Genomic DNA, 16,072 nt, shown 5'->3' on the forward strand with positions numbered 1-16,072 from the left:
CAACTCCTTCAGAAAATTCTATTTCTCAGACAGATACTTCGAGTCGGAAAAATCTGGAGTCTTCCCTGGAAAAAGGTACTTTATTTAAACCGACAAATTTCTTAGATAGACCAAAGTCAGAAAATGGGGAAAAATTTAGGGAAAGCCATCTAGAGATTACCTCTTTCTCTTTAGCAACTCCTTCAGAAAATTCTATTTCTCACATAGATACTTCGAGTCGGAAAAATCTGAAGTCTTCCCTGGAAAAAGGTACTTTATTTAAACCGACAAATTTCTTAGATAGACCAAAGTCAGAAAATGGGGAAAAATTTAGGGAAAGCCATCTAGAGATTACCTCTTTCTCTTTAGCAACTCCTTCAGAAAATTCTATTTCTCACATAGATACTTCGAGTCGGAAAAATCTGAAGTCTTCTGTTTCAAAACGAACCTTATTTAAAAATACAAATTCCTCAGATATAACGAAGCTAGAAAATTGGGAAGAGTCTAACCAAGAAATATACGAAAAAACTCATTTACAGGATGTCAGACTTGTTTATGTTGTCTCTGTGGAAGAAGCAGGAAAAGCGGAATGTTTTGATTTAGAAATGGAAGACCAAAACTCACCATACTTTCTAGCAGAAGGAGTAGTTGTTCATAATTGTTACCAAGAGCAAATTATGAAAATGGCTCAAGATTTGGCAGGATATTCTTTAGGAGAAGCAGATTTATTACGCCGTTGTTTGAGTGGTTCCACAAAAATAATAGATGCAGCAACAGGCAACTTGGTTAGTTTGAAAGAAATAGCTGCTAAACCTGAGTATTGGTTGGGTCGAAAAGTTTTTTCTTTAGATACCAAAATTCAAAAAATTGTGCAACAACCAATAACAGAAATTCATCCTAATGGTGTCCGAGATGTTTGGGAAATTACCACTCGTACAAATAGGAAAATTAGAGCTACAAACAACCACCTTTTTTATACAGTTTTAGGATGGAAACCTTTAAAAGATTTTTCCAGAGGCGATCGCTTAGGTTTACCAAAGAAAATTCCGATTAATCATAGTAGTCAAAATGAAGTCAGAAGTCAGAAGTCAGAACTCAAAAGTTGTTATTTAATTACTACTCCTTACTCCGTACTCCCTACTCCCTCTCTTGGTGCGCATTCCCTCTCTTGGTCGGCGTTCCCTCTCTTGGTCGGCGTTCCCTCTCTTGGTCGGCGTTCCCTTGCGCCTGTCGGCGGCGCGGGGTCCGACCGCTTGCGTCTGACACCGACGCGGGTTCCGACCGCTTGCGCCTGTCGGCGGCGCGGGGTCCGACCGCTTGCGTCTGACGCCGATGCGGGGTCGCACCGCTACTCCCTAATCCCTAATTCTGAAGTGTTTTGGGATGAGATTACTTCTATAGAATATATTGGCAAAGAAGAAGTTTTTGATTTGACAATTCCCGAAACTCATAACTTCATTGCCAATGATTTTATAGTTCACAACTGCATGGGTAAAAAGAAGGTCTCGGAAATGGAAAAGCACCGAGAAATATTTATTGATGGTGCGACTCAAAGAGGTGTTAGTTCCGGGGTGGCACAAGATTTGTTTGAACAGATGATTAAGTTCGCTGAATATTGTTTGGCTTATGAGACAGAAATTATGACTTTAGAATATGGCGCTATTCCTATTGGTAAAATTGTAGAAGAACAGATTGAATGTACTGTCTATACGGTAGATAAAAATGGATATATTTATACACAACCAATCGCTCAATGGCATAATCGAGGTATGCAGGAAGTTTATGAATATAGTCTGGAAGATGGAACAGTTATTCGAGCAACACCAGAACATAAGTTTATGACTGAAGATGGTCAAATGCTACCTATTGATGAAATTTTTGAGCGTAATTTGGATTTGAAGAGGGAAGAAGGAAGAAGGAAGAAATAAACATAATCAAAAGATTCAGGATTTTTTTCTGGGAGCTATATCAGAAATATTTTTATTTTGTTCAGCCCCCATAAATACTTGTTTTCCCTCAATTACATCTTTCCTTCCATCACTCTTCAGCAGAAAACTACTAACATTTTCATTCTCTGAAGCTTCTGAAAAATCGGCGCGTCAAAGGATTTTCCGTTGCATCCTCACAATTTTTCTGATATCATAAATGTTATTGGGGGTTACTCGCCTATACGCATGATTTTTTATTCAACACAAAAAATAGTTAGTAGTTTCCAGGCCGATCGCTCAGGTTGTAGAAAGGAAAATCAATGTAAAAGTAGCGAGGTTTAGAGTTAGAGAGCGATCGCCTCTTAACTAATGACTTAAGAGATTTAAATATTGAGGAATTTTTCCCAGGAGCAATACCAGAAAAGTTTTCATCTTGTGAAGCTTCCCATAAATGCTTGTTTTCCCTCAATTACATCTTTCCTTCCATCACTCTTCAGCAGAAAACTACTAACATTTTCATTCTCTGAAGCTTCTGAAAAATCGGCGCGTCAAAGGATTTTCCGTTGCATCCTCACAATTTTTCTGATATCATAAATGTTATTGGGGGTTACTCGCCTATACGCATGATTTTTTATTCAACACAAAAAATAGTTAGTAGTTTCCAGGCCGATCGCTCAGGTTGTAGAAAGGAAAATCAATGTAAAAGTAGCGAGGTTTAGAGTTAGAGAGCGATCGCCTCTTAACTAATGACTTAAGAGATTTAAATATTGAGGAATTTTTCCCAGGAGCAATACCAGAAAAGTTTTCATCTTGTGAAGCTTCCCATAAATGCTTGTTTTCCCTCAATTACATCTTTCCTTCCATCACTCCTCAGTGGGAAACCACAAATTTTTTCATTCTCTGAAGCTCCGAAAACGGCGCGTTAAAGGATTTTCCGTTGCATCCTCACAATTTTTCTGATATTATAAATGTTATTGGGGGTTACTCGCATATACGCATGATTTTTTATTCAACACAAAAGATAGTATTGTGTTAAACGCTAGGCTCCGCCAAAGCGGCAGCTACATCGCGAATGTTAATATCAAAGATACCAAATAAGTTCTATTTAGTTTGAATTCTTGACTTTTAAAAAGGAGCAATAGTAGTGGTAAAAATTGTTTCTCGCAAGTTGGCAAAAACAGAAAAAGTTTACGATATTGGTGTAAAAAAAGACCATAACTTTGTCTTAGCAAATGGGTTAGTTGCTTCTAACTGTTTTAACAAGTCTCATTCGACTGCTTATGCTTATGTTGCTTATCAAACTGCCTATTTAAAAGCTAATTATCCAGTCGAATATATGGCAGCTCTAATTACTGCTAATAGTGGCGACCAAGATAAAGTACAGAAATATATTGCTAATTGTCAAAAATTTAATATTGAAGTTGAACCACCAAATATTAATCGCTCAGAAGTAGATTTTACTCCTTTGCCAAAAGTAGCTACAGGAGAAGTAAAAGATAAAATTTTATTTGGATTATCCGCAGTAAAAAATGTGGGAGATGGAGCAATAGAAGCAATTTTAAAAGCACGAAAAGAAGGAGGTGAGTTTAAATCTTTAGCAGATTTATGTGACCGTGTTAATCTTAATGCTCTTAATAGTCGTACTTTAGAATCTTTAATTAAATGTGGAGCTTTCGATAAAATTGAACTAAATCGTCACCAATTAATTAAAGATTTAGAAGGTGTAATGAAATGGGCACAAGATAGAAATAAAGACCGGGATATGGGACAATTAAATTTATTTGATGTGGCAGAAGCAACAATGCCAGCTTTTGATTCTGCTCCTAAATCTTCACCTGTTTCAGATTTTCCAGCCAAAGAAAAATTGCAGTATGAAAAAGAAATTATAGGATTTTATGTATCTGACCATCCTCTCAAATATGCACAGGAACAAAATCAAATTCAGGATGCTATTTCTATCGCTCAAATGAAGGAAAAAAAATCTAAGTCAGTTATAAAATTGTTAGTAATGTTAGCTGGAATTAAGCCTCATATTACAAAAAAAGGCGATCGCATGGCATTTCTGCAAGTAGAAGATATGACTGGGCAAGTAGATGCAGTAGTTTTCCCCAAAATATATGAAGAAATTAAAGATTTACTGACAGAAAGTTCTCTTTTAGTATTGACTGGAAAAGTTGATAAGAAGGATGATGAAAGTCAGTTATTAGTAGATAGTGCAGAAGCAGTAGAAAAGGTAATGGCAGAAGCAGTTGAACAACAGGAAAAACCATTTACAGAATTAGATAATTATCAAAATGAATCAACAGATGAAGAGAGAGACATTGACCAATCTATTGTAGAAGTAGAAAAACCAGTTGAGCAATTAGAGAGTCAAAAAAATCTTCCGAAAAAAGACGCTGAATTATTAATAACTGAAAATGGTTCTGCTAAACAAAGACAAATAATTATCTTGCAAATACCAGTAAATATTATTCCTGAAAATGATTCTTTATTTGAACAAATTAAAGCTATTGTTGAAGAACAATCTTCTGGCGATCGGGAAAAAGCAAAGGTAGCAATAGGAGCATTAATATTTGATGATAAAGAACAAAAGTCTGTAGAATTCGGTCGGCAATTTTGGGTAGAAGATGGGGAGAAAACTATTAATAGTTTTAAGGCTATAGGACTTGAGGTAAAGATTATTAGTTACTAAGATGTATCCACTTAATATGATGGGGTAGGCAATGATTTATAGTTGCCAAGACCAACCAAAGGAATTAACAGAAGAGCGATACGGCTGACGCCACGCTCCGCGAACGTAAATAATAGTTGCCATATTTGCCAGAGAGGGAATATTTTCTAATCTGAGAAATGCGTTGGCGGAGCCTAGCGGCAGCTATATCGCCTATAGAACCCATCTGGGTTTGATGATTCTGGTAGTCCTTTTTCATGATTTTTCGGTTTCCTGAACCCTTATAGTTGTTAGGCTCCTTAAAACAGCTTCCCTGAAGCTTTTATATTTCAAGAAAAGATACCAAATGGGTTCTATATTCTTGCACAATAAATTCCTTGGTTTGATAATAATCATGCTCCATAACAAGTTTATCTTTCCTTTTCATTTTTAATGGGAATTTCTATTCTTTGATCTGTTCTACCCCAAGTATAGCTTAAGAGGTCTCCGCATAACAGGTGACATTCGTCAATCATAAATACTGTCAGGTTTCCAGTTTCTATTTCTGGTCGCCATTTAGCCAACAATTCCTCTATTTCTTTTCTCTTGGTCGATTGGATATGGCGAGGTCTCCTCGCCATCCCCCGACCGCTTTTTTAGCTTTCACTAATTCATCATTTTTAGCTGGATTCTTTTTTTGAGTTTTTTTCCAACTTATTCCTGCTTCTTTGAATAAGTTATAATAACTTTGATTAGACTCAAAAACCACATCATATTGCTTCCGTAAATAGTGCGCGTAAATCTGATAACCTCAGATAATCTTGTGCCCTCAACCACTCAATTGTTTTCTCTTTTTCTTCAGCTTTTAAGTAACCTTATCTACCTTGATACTGAAGCCTTAAACTTTCTACATCATGAAACAGTGCAAGGTTTTTCCATTCGCTAATAAAACTGTGATAAACATTTAATAATTCTTTGAATTTATGGTAAGATTGTCCCGACAAAATCATTTTTACTGCCAAGGCTATTTTTATTTCTTTGGGTTCTTTTTTTTGATTGATAAAATCATCTAGTTCATATATAAGATTCATTTTTTGTATTTTGAATGGATATTTTATTCTTAATATTATATCTGTTGCGACCAATTTAGGATTGCTATATTACATTAGTAGTTTAACTTAACTCAAAAAAAATTGATAAAATGAAAATTACTAACTACTCACTAATTGAGGTTATATGCAACAAAAATCAGAACAATTTCCCAGCTCTACTTCTAATGTAAAATACTTTGCCTATGGTTCCAATTTATCTAAATCATTGCTAGAATTCAAATTATCATTAAATCCTCAAACAAAGGAGAAATACAATACAAAACCTAATTTATTGATTGTACATTCTCAACCAGCTATATTAAAAGATTTTGAATTGAAATTTAATTTATATGTGCCGACGAATAATGTCGATCCAAGTTACGCTAATTTAGTTTATAAAAAAAATTCTACTGTACATGGTTGTTTATATGAAATGTCACCAGAATGTAAAGCAGTAATTGATGGATTAGAAGGTAAAGGTCAAGTATATCAAGAAGAAATTGTACGAGTTTTGCCCTATGATTCAACTACGACTATTACTGCTCTAACATATATAGCTTACAGAGAAAAAATTCAATTCCCAGGTATTACAATTGAAGAGGGATTACCACCTTCTAAAAGATATTTAAAAACTCTAATTTATGGTGCTAAAGAATGTAATTTAGATTCGGAGTGGATCGAATATTTAAAAAATCAAAAAGTTGCTACAATACCTTGGACTAAATTATCGAATGAAGAGTTAAAAAAGATTAAGGCAAAAATTTATACTACCAAAGAATTAGAACTTAAAAATTTATCATCAGACCAAGTTTTTAATGAAAATGGAGAACTTATAAAACCTATTATTAGCAGTATTTGTGGTTTAGTATTTATGTGTAATCCCAATCAAGGATTTGCCATTGGATCGAGGGCATGGATTGAACAAATATTAGGACAAGATATGACAGTATTTTATGCAAGAAGATGTTTGCGAAATGAAGGAGTATCATTATATGAAACTGAACAAGATGTATTATTAGGAGATCGAGATTGTTTAGATTATGTTATCGCAAATGCGTGTGATTTATTGAGGCAATCAAGAATAGAAGGAGGAGGTGTATTTTTACTTGGTGGGACTACTAATTTTCATTTGTGGAAAGATTATTTGACTTTAATAAGTTAGTCAATTTGAGAAATGTATGATGATTTTTGTCATAACTTAGTCCTCCTATGAGATAGAGGTTGATTTTAGTCTAAATACTTGGGAGTTATCTTCATAATTCTAATATATTTCCTATAAAATTTTAATTAAATAGGATTACTATATATTGAATAAATTATAGAATATGATGATGAATAATTTGGAGGTTAATTTATGATTAAGTATAAATTCAAAAATTTAACTATTTTTTTATGTATTTTTTTCGCCGGACTCCCATCATTAGCAAATTCTAATAATTTAGAAATATTAACCAATAATAAATCAGAAATTTCTCAATCTCAAGCTATTGCTTCATCAGAGCCAGAGAATTCTCCTTATTCTAAGTTAGAAAACTTATTAGCAGATAATAAATGGCAAGAAGCAGACGAAGAAACATACGATCTGATTTTAACTTTAACTCAAAGAAAGAGAGGAGGAGGTATCAATACAAGAGCAATAAAAGAAAAAATTTCTTGTGAAGAAATCAGCAATATAGATCGACTCTGGCGGGAATATTCTGAAGATAAATTTGGTCTTAGTATTCAAATGTCAATTTACTTAGAAACTGGCAATAACTTGGAAGCATACGACCCACAAAGTTACCAATTATTCGGTGACCAATTAGGTTGGAGAAAAGCCAGAAAATGGAAAGAATATCAGCAGTTAAATTTTTCGGAAAATGCTCCTAAAGGTCATTTGCCAATAGCCTTAAGAGAGCTAGATGCTACTGTGAATATTCCAGAATTTATGATTACTAAACGTTTGCGTCGGATATTATATTCTAAGGTTCAAGAATGTAATCTCTAAGGAGTCAGGAGTAATTTCAGTTATCAGTTATCAGTTATCAGTATCTCTGCCTGTTTGCGCAGCATTCCGCAGGAAAGTCAAAGGCTTGAAATATTGAGCTTGATTTTTTTTCCTCGCGCTATTATCAGGATATGATATTATAAAGGTATTTTTTTCTCTAATACACTTTATTCTGCAACTTGAGCAACTATTTTACCCCGGACATGACGGCCTTTTAAACGATAACTCCCGCCACATCTAACCCCAAAATAAATGGATAACTGCTCTATAAAACTGATACAAAGCGTCACATAGCGTGACAAATTGAGGTTTACTTCCTGCTTCTACTGAGGCCGTCGGCGGTTACTCATCCACAGGCATTCACGGTCGAGCCGACCGCATCTCTCAAATTTATACTTGCGTTTAAATCTCGATCTATTGAAAACCCACACTTCTTGCACTCATAAGTTCTCAGATGCAAGGGCATGTCTTGAACATGACCACAGTTAGAACAAGTCTTTGATGATGGAAAGAATCTATCTACTACTACTAATTCACTTCCGTACCATTGGCACTTGTATTTAAGCTGTCTCCGAAACTCATAAAACCCTTGGTCTGCAATTGACTTAGCTAGCCTATGGTTGGCTAGCATTCCAGACACATTCAAATCTTCAATGACAACACTGCCGTGGTTCTTAGCTAAGTAAGTTGTCAGTTTATCAAGTGCATCTTTGCGGATATTAGCTACTCGTCTATGCTGCTTGGCTAACTTGATTACAGCTTTGTACCAATTATTTGAATACTTGACTTTTCTACTAACTTGACGTTGCAACTTAGTCAGTTTTTTCTCAGCTTTTCTATATGGTTTGATACTAGGAAACACCTTGCCATCACTTAAAGTAGCTAAGGTTTTTACACCTAAATCTACACCGATAACATCAGTTTTTTTGGGTATGGTGTGAGGATGAAATTCAAAGCTAAAGCTAATATACCAATCTCCTGCTTGCCTGCTAATAGTTATTTTTTTTACTGTTGCCTCAATAGGTTCATAAGTTTTGACAATACCAATAAAAGGTAACTTGTGACTCCATCCGTTTAATTCTATTGGATCTCCACAATTATCAATTGTGAAAGAATCAGATTTACCCTTCTTCTTAAATTTTGGGCGTTTACCCAACCCTTGGAAGAACCTCTTAAATGCTTCACCCAAGTTAATGAAAGCATATTGATAAACTTTAGATGACAAGTTTTTCATCCAAGGATAAAGTGGTTTTGTGTGATTAGTAAATACTTCTCTAAGCTTACGAGCATTGGGTTTGTAACCATCAATGTATGCAGCATTCCACAAACTTAAACCCCAGTTATAGCACCATCGAGAGTAGCCCGCGTGTTGAGCCATCAGAGTTTTCTGTTTATTATTAAGTTTGAGCTTTGTTCTAATGGATTTCATGTATGCGTGAGCGCAGCCAGTCTAAATAGTATGCTTTTAAACGTATTATATCGTTATTCTCTGATTAAGTCAATGCTCCACCTGGAAGACCCAGAAGCAGCCACTTTATAGTCAACAGGGTTTAATCCTACTGCATGGACTTTTACCCTGATTTCTCCTACTTCTGGTTGTGGCAAAGGCATTTCTGCCATAAGTAAACTATCAGGAGTTCCTGGTTTTTCTAATACCAATGCTTTCATTTTTATCTCCTAAAATTTAATCGTAACTTTACCAAAATGGGAACCTGTTTCCACATAACTTAGTGCTTCTGGAGCTGACTCAAATGGAAATATGCGATCGCATACAGGATGCAATTTATTAACATTTATGGACTTATTCATTGCCTCAAACATTTGGCGCGAACCGACAAAAATTCCTTGTATCCGGACTCCTTTCATCACCGCAGGTAAAGGATTAAATTCTGCTTGCGCTCCTGCTAATACACCTATTAAACTAATTTGCCCCCCCATTTTGATTGCTTTTAAAGACTTACTCAAAGTATTTGCTCCACCAACTTCCACAATATAATCAACTCCCACTCCGTCAGTTAACGCCAATACCTGTTTTTCCCACTTCGGTACAGACTTATAATTAATTACATCAGATGCACCTAACTGCTTCACCCTCTCCAACTTTTCATCACTACTCGAAGTTGCGATCGCCCTTGCTCCTGCCATCACAGCAAACTGTAAAGCAAACAAAGAAACTCCACCTGTCCCCATCACTAACACTGTTTCCCCTGGTTTTAAACCTGCTTCCATTAAAGCGTGCCAAGCTGTTACTCCAGCGCAAGGTAAAGTTGCTGCCTCTGTATCAGATAAGTGAGACGGAATATTTACTAAACCATCTTCAGACAACACTACATACTCTGCCAACATTCCATCAACTTCACCACCCAAAGCAGACTTAAATGCCTCCCGAGTTAAATTACCCGATCGCCATTTCTGCATAAAAATACTCGCAACTCTGTCTCCAGGTTGAAATTTAGTAACACCTTCTCCTACGGACACAACTTCTCCCACTCCATCCGAACAGGGAATAACAGGCAAACGTAGATGAGGGTTGTAAAGACCTTTAACCATTAAAATATCTCGATAGTTAACGGAGACTGCTTTTACCCTAACTAAAACTTCTCCAAATTTTGGTTGTGGTTGTGGTTTTTCTGTTAAAACTAAATTACCAAATTCCTGAATTTCAAAAGCTCTCACAAAATTATCTCCTTAACTAAACCTTGAAAAAAATAGCAGTCGAAGGAAGGGTGCAGACATATCAAAAACTTACAGCAGTTTTCGAGTTGATGAGGTACAAAGGTTTTATGGCTCTAGGGAACAGGGAACAGGGAACAGGGAACAGGGAACAGGGAACAGGGAACAGGAAATATAAGAATAGTTTTATAACTGTACCTCACTATATTCAAAAGTGCTGTAAAATTCAGACAACGCAAGATTTTTTTGTCCTTCCCTTTTCCTTCTTCCCTATTTTTACCGAATTATTAATGATTAATTATTAATTATTAATTATTAAATAATTCTGGTTTAAAGCCTCCCCTTTTAAGGGGAAAAAGCGGTCGAGGGATGGCGAGGTCTCCTCGCCATATCCAATCGACCAAGACAGCGGTCGTTTTGCTGGCGCATAACTACGTTAACGCTACGCGACATGTTTGCGGAACATGACCTAGGAAAAAGCGCAGTTTCCCGAAGGGTGGGATGGCGATCTTCGGAGCGGCTCTGATCAGAGCGGGTCTCCTCGCCATATCCAATCGACCAAGAGAAAAGAAATAATATCTCCTTATATTCAATCAAGAGCGGTTAAAACCCGAGGTAATTATCAATTATCCATTATCCATTATCAATTAATGAATTCTTCCTTCTTCCTTCTTCTCATCAGACTGTTTCAACCGCCAACCTTTTCTCGTAAGTTGTCGGGAGCGAGCAATAACCAAACTATCATCTTCCACATTCTTTGTGACTACCGAACCTGCTGCCACCGTCACATCTTCCCCCAAAGTAACAGGAGCAACCAATACACTATTTGCACCAGTTTTAGAGCGATCGCCAATTTCAGTATGATGTTTTTTCACCCCATCATAATTAGCAATAATTGTACCTGCACCAACATTTACCTTTTCTCCCAAAGTCGCATCCCCTAAATAAGATAAATGAGCTGCATTAGTCCGATCGCCCACCTGAGCTTTTTTCAATTCTACAAAATTACCAATTCGGCAGTGAGACCCCACTTGAGAATCTCCTCGTAGATGTGCATAAGGGCCAATACGAGTACGATCGGCAACCGTACTATCAGAAATCACCGAATACAAAATAGATACATTTTTACCGATCTGACTATTTTCAATCAAACTTCCTGGCCCAATGCGACTACCAGCACCTATGATACTTCGACCCCGAATATGAGTTTGTGGTTCAATAATCACATCCCGTTGTAACAAAACTGTATCATCAATAGTTATACTATTGGGGTCTATCAAAGTTACTCCGGCATTCATCCAATCATCTTTAACCCGCGTTTGCAGAATGTCATAAGCTGTAGCCAAGTGTTTACGGTTGTTAATACCAACAATTTCTTGATAGTCATTCACATCAACTGCCATAACAGGGCTGAGAAAATTAACTGTATCTGTTATGTAATACTCTTGTTGGTCATTATTTGTAGTGAGTTTTGGTAAAATCTCTGCTAAAGCGGGCCAGTTAAAACAGTAGACTCCAGCATTTACTCGGTGGTTTTGTTTCTGAGCTGCCGTACAGTCTCGGTCTTCTACTATTTGCGTAACGATATTATTTGTATCACAGAATATTCTACCGTAACCTTTGGGATTAGGTAAATTTGCAGTCAAGATGGTGGCTGCATTTTGATTTTCTTTGTGAGTGTCAATTAAATTCTTCAGAGTTTCTGGCCGTAATAATGGTACATCCCCATTTAAAACTAGAAGGTCTTCAGAAAATCCTTCAAGACTGGGTAATAATTGTTGAACGGCATGACCAGTTCCTAATTGTTCCCTTTGCTCTACAAATTCCGGGGTGGGTAAGTTATCGTCTTGATTTTCAGTATTAAGAAGAGACTCTTGTACAAGGTCTCCACGATAACCAACTATAATAATTATTCTCGATGGTTGAATAGAAACACAACTTTTCAAGACCCGTTCAACTAAGGTACAAGAACCTAACTGGTGTAATACCTTGGGTAGGTCAGACTTCATTCTGGTGCCACGTCCAGCCGCTAAAATTGCTACCGCTACCATGATTTTTGAGATTATGTTCTTATTGAATAAGAAACGTTACATTACCGAATCTATAATATCCATACTCTCATATAGCGCTGTGCGCAGGCAACAGGCAACAGGCAACAGGCAACAGGGAAAATAAACAACCTAATAATATAAAACTTTTAGCTATTGGATAGTCTCTACAATTTGTCAATATACCAGCGCTCATTGCTGTAGTGTCATAAAATCTTACTTTTGACTTTTGAATTTTGACTTTTAACTTTTGACTTTTGACTTTCAAATACTGGATAGTCCCTGCAATTTGTAAATATACCCTTCAAGCACTGCTTTTTTTCATAAAATCTTACTTTTTATTTTTAACTTTTGACTTTTGACTTTTAAATACTGGGTAGTCTCTGCAATTTGTGAATATACCCCTCAAGCACTGCTATAGTTTCATCAAATCTTACTTTTGACTTTTGAATTTTGACTTTTGACTTATACTATAAAAACCAACGTTTTTTCCAATGAGATGTAGGTTCTAGGGAAGATTTTTGTTGTTCTAACTGGCGACGATGCACAATAATTTCCGCTGAGTCTGATAAGTGGGGGTCTCGGTAGGGAATACTAGCGCGAGTTAGTAAATGTTCTTTTTCTTTTTGGGACAATGGGGGTAAATATTCTTCAGTAAAACTGGCCACTGTTCCTGGCGATCGCCTGCCCACTGGTGCAGTAGAACCAATTTTTAAATGAGCTTCAATTAATGCTGTTCTGACTGTCGCAGAACAGGAATATGTTGCTAGATGACCATCAGGTTTAAGAAAGCTACTTACTAAGCGCAAAAATTCTACGGTCCAAAGTTGAGGACAACTGGGTGGAGAAAAGGGGTCGAGAAATATAGCATCAGCTTGGAAACCAGAGTTCTTTAGTTCTTGAATAGTTATTCTAGCGTCCCCGATCAGCAGTTTGGCTTGAATTTTTTCTGTTTGTAATTGATGGGTATTAGCCAGAGTAGCTAATAATTCTGGCACAGGTTTAGGCCAATTATCTAGAAGACCTGTAGCGATCGCTGCTTTTGGTACTTCTGGGTCTAATTCTAGGCCCACCAATTGAATTTTACAACCAGGATTAATTTTCCAGATGGCCGCTAAAGCAGAAGCTGTGTTATATCCTAGTCCATAACAAACGTCAAGTAGGCACACCACGGGTTGATGTACTCTAGATAATAGTTGAACTGGGTAAACAAACTTAAATTCTGCTTCTTGTTGAGCGCCAAAATGAGAGTGAAAAGTTTCACCAAATTCGGGTGAAAAAAAAGTAAAAGAGCCATCTGCTGTTGGTTGTGGCATGAATTTGTGATTTATCAATTTTTCCTCTGAAATAGTTATCTAAATGAATAAACAGAAAAAATTATACTTACCTCCTTGGTTTCCTTATCCTAGTTCTTGGTTAAAGGCTTTAATTATGGTTTATTTTCTAACTATTTTAGTTGCCATAATTAAGGATTTAAAACTGGGAATATATTTTTGGCAACAACTAGGAGGAAGTTTAGAGTTATTCATTTGTTTGAGTATTATTTTTCTGTTTTTTCTGATTCCTGCTTTTGCTTTTTTACACCATTATTTAATTTTGATTTTTCATATTTTCCGAAAAATATTTGATCGAAGTTATCGGTATAGTTTTTTCTTATTCCCGCCAATTACAAGTTGGTGGAAAGCTTTATATAGTTGGTTGACAATTATTATTAGTACTCTGGCAGCAACTTTAATATATACATTGATTTTGCCTTGGTTTAACCTAAATTATCAAATTGCAATTTTAGAAAAAAGTCAATTTTTATATCCTGAAACATCTATCGAACGGTTACTTTTATTTGTATTTATTAGTGTTTGGCTAATTGTAGCAGCTAAATTATATCAGTTTGAATTTTTATCTAAAAGTTTTTTGGTATTTAACAAAATATATAGTCCTACTATAAAAAATACAAAACACCTCAAACAACCTCAGATTAATTTGATTGAAGAAGGAAGAAAGAAGAAGGAAGAAGGCATCCCCCCTTACCCCCCAGAGAGGAGGAAAAAGTGGATGGGGACTCAAACTCCAAGCAATTGTAAACACCGTGTAGACGGCGGGGTATTTAAGCAAAAAGAAAAAGATAAAACAGAGAATGAATTGGCAAAAACTAGCACCTATTCTGGAACTAAAATCACAAATAAACCTCAATCAGTATTGGATAAAAAAAAAGTTAAGCCAGTTCATCAAATAGAAAAAAGTAATTACTTACAAAAAATCCAGAAAACAATCAAAAACAATATTTTGGTATTACTGATTATTCCTTTACTTATATTAGGGGTATATGAATTTTCTCAATGGCAATTAATGTCTGAAAATCCTGTAGTTATAGTTCAGGAAATCCCCTCACCAATAGCCAAAAAAGTTTACTCCGAAAACCTAGAAATTGAAGAATTAAACACTAAACCTACACCTGTATATTCCCCAACAGAAAAATCTTCACCCATCCCAAATACAACTCTTGTATTACCACCACCAGACCCGTTTAAACTAGCAGTTAATAGAGCTATAAATGCAGCAGAAATGGCTCAGTCTGCCCAGAATAAAATAGAATGGGAAGCAGTAGCAAGTCAGTGGCAAGACGCAACAGAATTAATGAAAATAGTCCCAGCATCTCATCCTAAATATCAACAAGCTAGAAAAAAAATCATAGAGTATCAAGGCTATGCTGACTATGCAATTAGAGTAGCGAAAATTAAAAAGTAGTTGAAGAAGGAAGAAGGAATAAGAAAGAAGGACTGAAACTGAAAAAAGTAGATAGGGACTCAAACCCCAACTAATTGTAAACACACTATAGACAGTGGGGTATTAAGCTAAGACGCATTTCAAATGCGCCTTAGCAAGTCAGAAGGCGCGAAGTCATAAGTCAGAAGTAATAGGGATTGTACTTTATATTAGGTACACAACAAATAAGTGGTTTAAATGCACAACAGCTTAAACCAAAAAAAAAGACAAAAACAAATATTTGCTATTTATATCATGTCCGGATAATCAGCAACCAAAAAACTTTCTTCCTTCTAGTCTTTTGTTCCCTTCTGGCTTCCTTCCGACAAAGTTTAAGTATTCAACCTATTATTCAGAGGTAATTAATTATGGTTCAATATCGATTTATCGAGCTTGCTAAACAGGGAAATTCTAAATCCATTGCTACCCTATTAAATGGAACGTTACATCCTCAAGGCATTAATGCAAAAGTTAGTGCAGTAAATGGATGGTTACACATACTCTTAGAATCTGAAAAATTACCAGACAGAAGTTATATCGTAGAGATAGTTAGACATCAATTAATAGAATTAGCTCCTGAGTCAATTAAAAGAGTTAAATTACTAATTAAAAGATACAGTGATGATTATGCAATTTGGAGTCAGGAGTTTGATTTAGAATTAAATTATTCATCTAGTTTGATTTGGCATAATGTTGATGATCGTCAACATTATAGATTTGATTCAAAATCAAACATTAATACTATCAAAAATAGAAATTGGAATCATCTCATAATGAGTCAGATAACCCTAGGGATAGTTGTAGTAATCTTGTTAATGGCAGTATTTGTTTTTATCAGTAAAATGTCAGTGAAGCGATCGCCACAAACTATCAATAGTTACAGCATTTTCCGTTGTTATGAGGTATAAAATTTTAGGTTTGAAGGAACACCGGATCTGGGAGCAGGGAACAGG

Annotated in this window: 12 protein-coding genes and 2 pseudogenes; 6 read left to right on the forward strand and 8 right to left on the reverse strand. The window is 35.8% G+C overall.

Annotation, left to right across the window (positions count from 1 at the left end; translation table 11 throughout):
* Positions 1–1,907, forward strand: a pseudogene (locus AC3DU7_RS08000) (hypothetical protein); the annotation flags it as partial.
* A gap of 274 nt (positions 1,908–2,181) precedes the next feature.
* On the opposite strand, the gene AC3DU7_RS08005 reads toward AC3DU7_RS08000, so the two are convergent.
* Together AC3DU7_RS08005 and AC3DU7_RS08010 are read right to left on the reverse strand one after the other, a co-directional pair.
* A complete protein-coding gene (locus tag AC3DU7_RS08005) occupies positions 2,182–2,376 on the reverse strand; it encodes a hypothetical protein (RefSeq protein ID WP_488038825.1) in 195 nt (64 codons plus the stop codon).
* 182 nt (positions 2,377–2,558) lie between these two features.
* On the reverse strand, positions 2,559–2,753 hold the full coding sequence (locus AC3DU7_RS08010; RefSeq protein ID WP_488038825.1) for a hypothetical protein: 195 nt from the start codon (positions 2,751–2,753) through the stop codon (positions 2,559–2,561).
* A 298-nt stretch (positions 2,754–3,051) separates the two neighbouring features.
* On the opposite strand from AC3DU7_RS08010, the gene AC3DU7_RS08015 reads away from it, so the two are divergent.
* Positions 3,052–4,599, forward strand: a complete 1,548-nt coding sequence (locus AC3DU7_RS08015) for a helix-hairpin-helix domain-containing protein (RefSeq protein WP_488038826.1) — start codon at positions 3,052–3,054, stop codon at positions 4,597–4,599.
* 328 nt (positions 4,600–4,927) lie between these two features.
* On the opposite strand, the pseudogene AC3DU7_RS08020 reads toward AC3DU7_RS08015, so the two are convergent.
* Positions 4,928–5,648 (reverse strand): annotated as a pseudogene (locus AC3DU7_RS08020) (winged helix-turn-helix domain-containing protein); the annotation flags it as partial.
* A 145-nt stretch (positions 5,649–5,793) separates the two neighbouring features.
* Here AC3DU7_RS08020 and AC3DU7_RS08025 point away from each other — a divergent pair.
* Both AC3DU7_RS08025 and AC3DU7_RS08030 read left to right on the forward strand, forming a co-directional pair.
* Positions 5,794–6,810, forward strand: coding sequence for a gamma-glutamylcyclotransferase family protein (locus AC3DU7_RS08025; RefSeq protein ID WP_488038827.1), 1,017 nt, complete (start codon positions 5,794–5,796; stop codon positions 6,808–6,810).
* A gap of 192 nt (positions 6,811–7,002) precedes the next feature.
* The gene (locus tag AC3DU7_RS08030) at positions 7,003–7,635 is read left to right on the forward strand and encodes a GUN4 domain-containing protein (RefSeq protein WP_488038828.1); all 633 of its coding nucleotides are present in this window, start codon (positions 7,003–7,005) and stop codon (positions 7,633–7,635) included.
* 346 nt (positions 7,636–7,981) lie between these two features.
* Here the strand turns inward: AC3DU7_RS08030 and AC3DU7_RS08035 are convergent, their stop codons facing one another.
* The 5 genes from AC3DU7_RS08035 to AC3DU7_RS08055 all read right to left on the reverse strand — a co-directional run bounded on the left by AC3DU7_RS08035 (position 7,982) and on the right by AC3DU7_RS08055 (position 13,672).
* Positions 7,982–9,064 carry an RNA-guided endonuclease InsQ/TnpB family protein gene (locus tag AC3DU7_RS08035; RefSeq protein ID WP_488038829.1) on the reverse strand — a complete coding sequence of 361 codons (1,083 nt, stop codon included), beginning with the start codon at positions 9,062–9,064 and terminating at the stop codon, positions 7,982–7,984.
* 53 nt (positions 9,065–9,117) lie between these two features.
* On the reverse strand, positions 9,118–9,303 hold the full coding sequence (locus AC3DU7_RS08040; RefSeq protein WP_488038830.1) for a hypothetical protein: 186 nt from the start codon (positions 9,301–9,303) through the stop codon (positions 9,118–9,120).
* Positions 9,304–9,312: 9 nt separating this feature from the next.
* On the reverse strand, positions 9,313–10,311 hold the full coding sequence (locus AC3DU7_RS08045) for a zinc-dependent alcohol dehydrogenase family protein (protein ID WP_488038831.1): 999 nt from the start codon (positions 10,309–10,311) through the stop codon (positions 9,313–9,315).
* Positions 10,312–10,955: 644 nt separating this feature from the next.
* Positions 10,956–12,359 carry a bifunctional UDP-N-acetylglucosamine diphosphorylase/glucosamine-1-phosphate N-acetyltransferase GlmU gene (gene glmU / locus AC3DU7_RS08050; protein ID WP_488038832.1) on the reverse strand — a complete coding sequence of 468 codons (1,404 nt, stop codon included), beginning with the start codon at positions 12,357–12,359 and terminating at the stop codon, positions 10,956–10,958.
* A 467-nt stretch (positions 12,360–12,826) separates the two neighbouring features.
* On the reverse strand, positions 12,827–13,672 hold the full coding sequence (locus AC3DU7_RS08055; RefSeq protein WP_488038833.1) for a tRNA (5-methylaminomethyl-2-thiouridine)(34)-methyltransferase MnmD: 846 nt from the start codon (positions 13,670–13,672) through the stop codon (positions 12,827–12,829).
* Positions 13,673–13,715: 43 nt separating this feature from the next.
* Here AC3DU7_RS08055 and AC3DU7_RS08060 point away from each other — a divergent pair, with 43 nt between their 5' ends.
* Both AC3DU7_RS08060 and AC3DU7_RS08065 read left to right on the forward strand, forming a co-directional pair.
* Positions 13,716–15,101 carry a hypothetical protein gene (locus AC3DU7_RS08060; RefSeq protein ID WP_488038834.1) on the forward strand — a complete coding sequence of 462 codons (1,386 nt, stop codon included), beginning with the start codon at positions 13,716–13,718 and terminating at the stop codon, positions 15,099–15,101.
* A gap of 386 nt (positions 15,102–15,487) precedes the next feature.
* Positions 15,488–16,027, forward strand: a complete 540-nt coding sequence (locus AC3DU7_RS08065) for a hypothetical protein (protein ID WP_488038835.1) — start codon at positions 15,488–15,490, stop codon at positions 16,025–16,027.
* Positions 16,028–16,072 lie beyond the last annotated feature (45 nt).

Source organism: Okeania sp. (assembly GCF_983059655.1).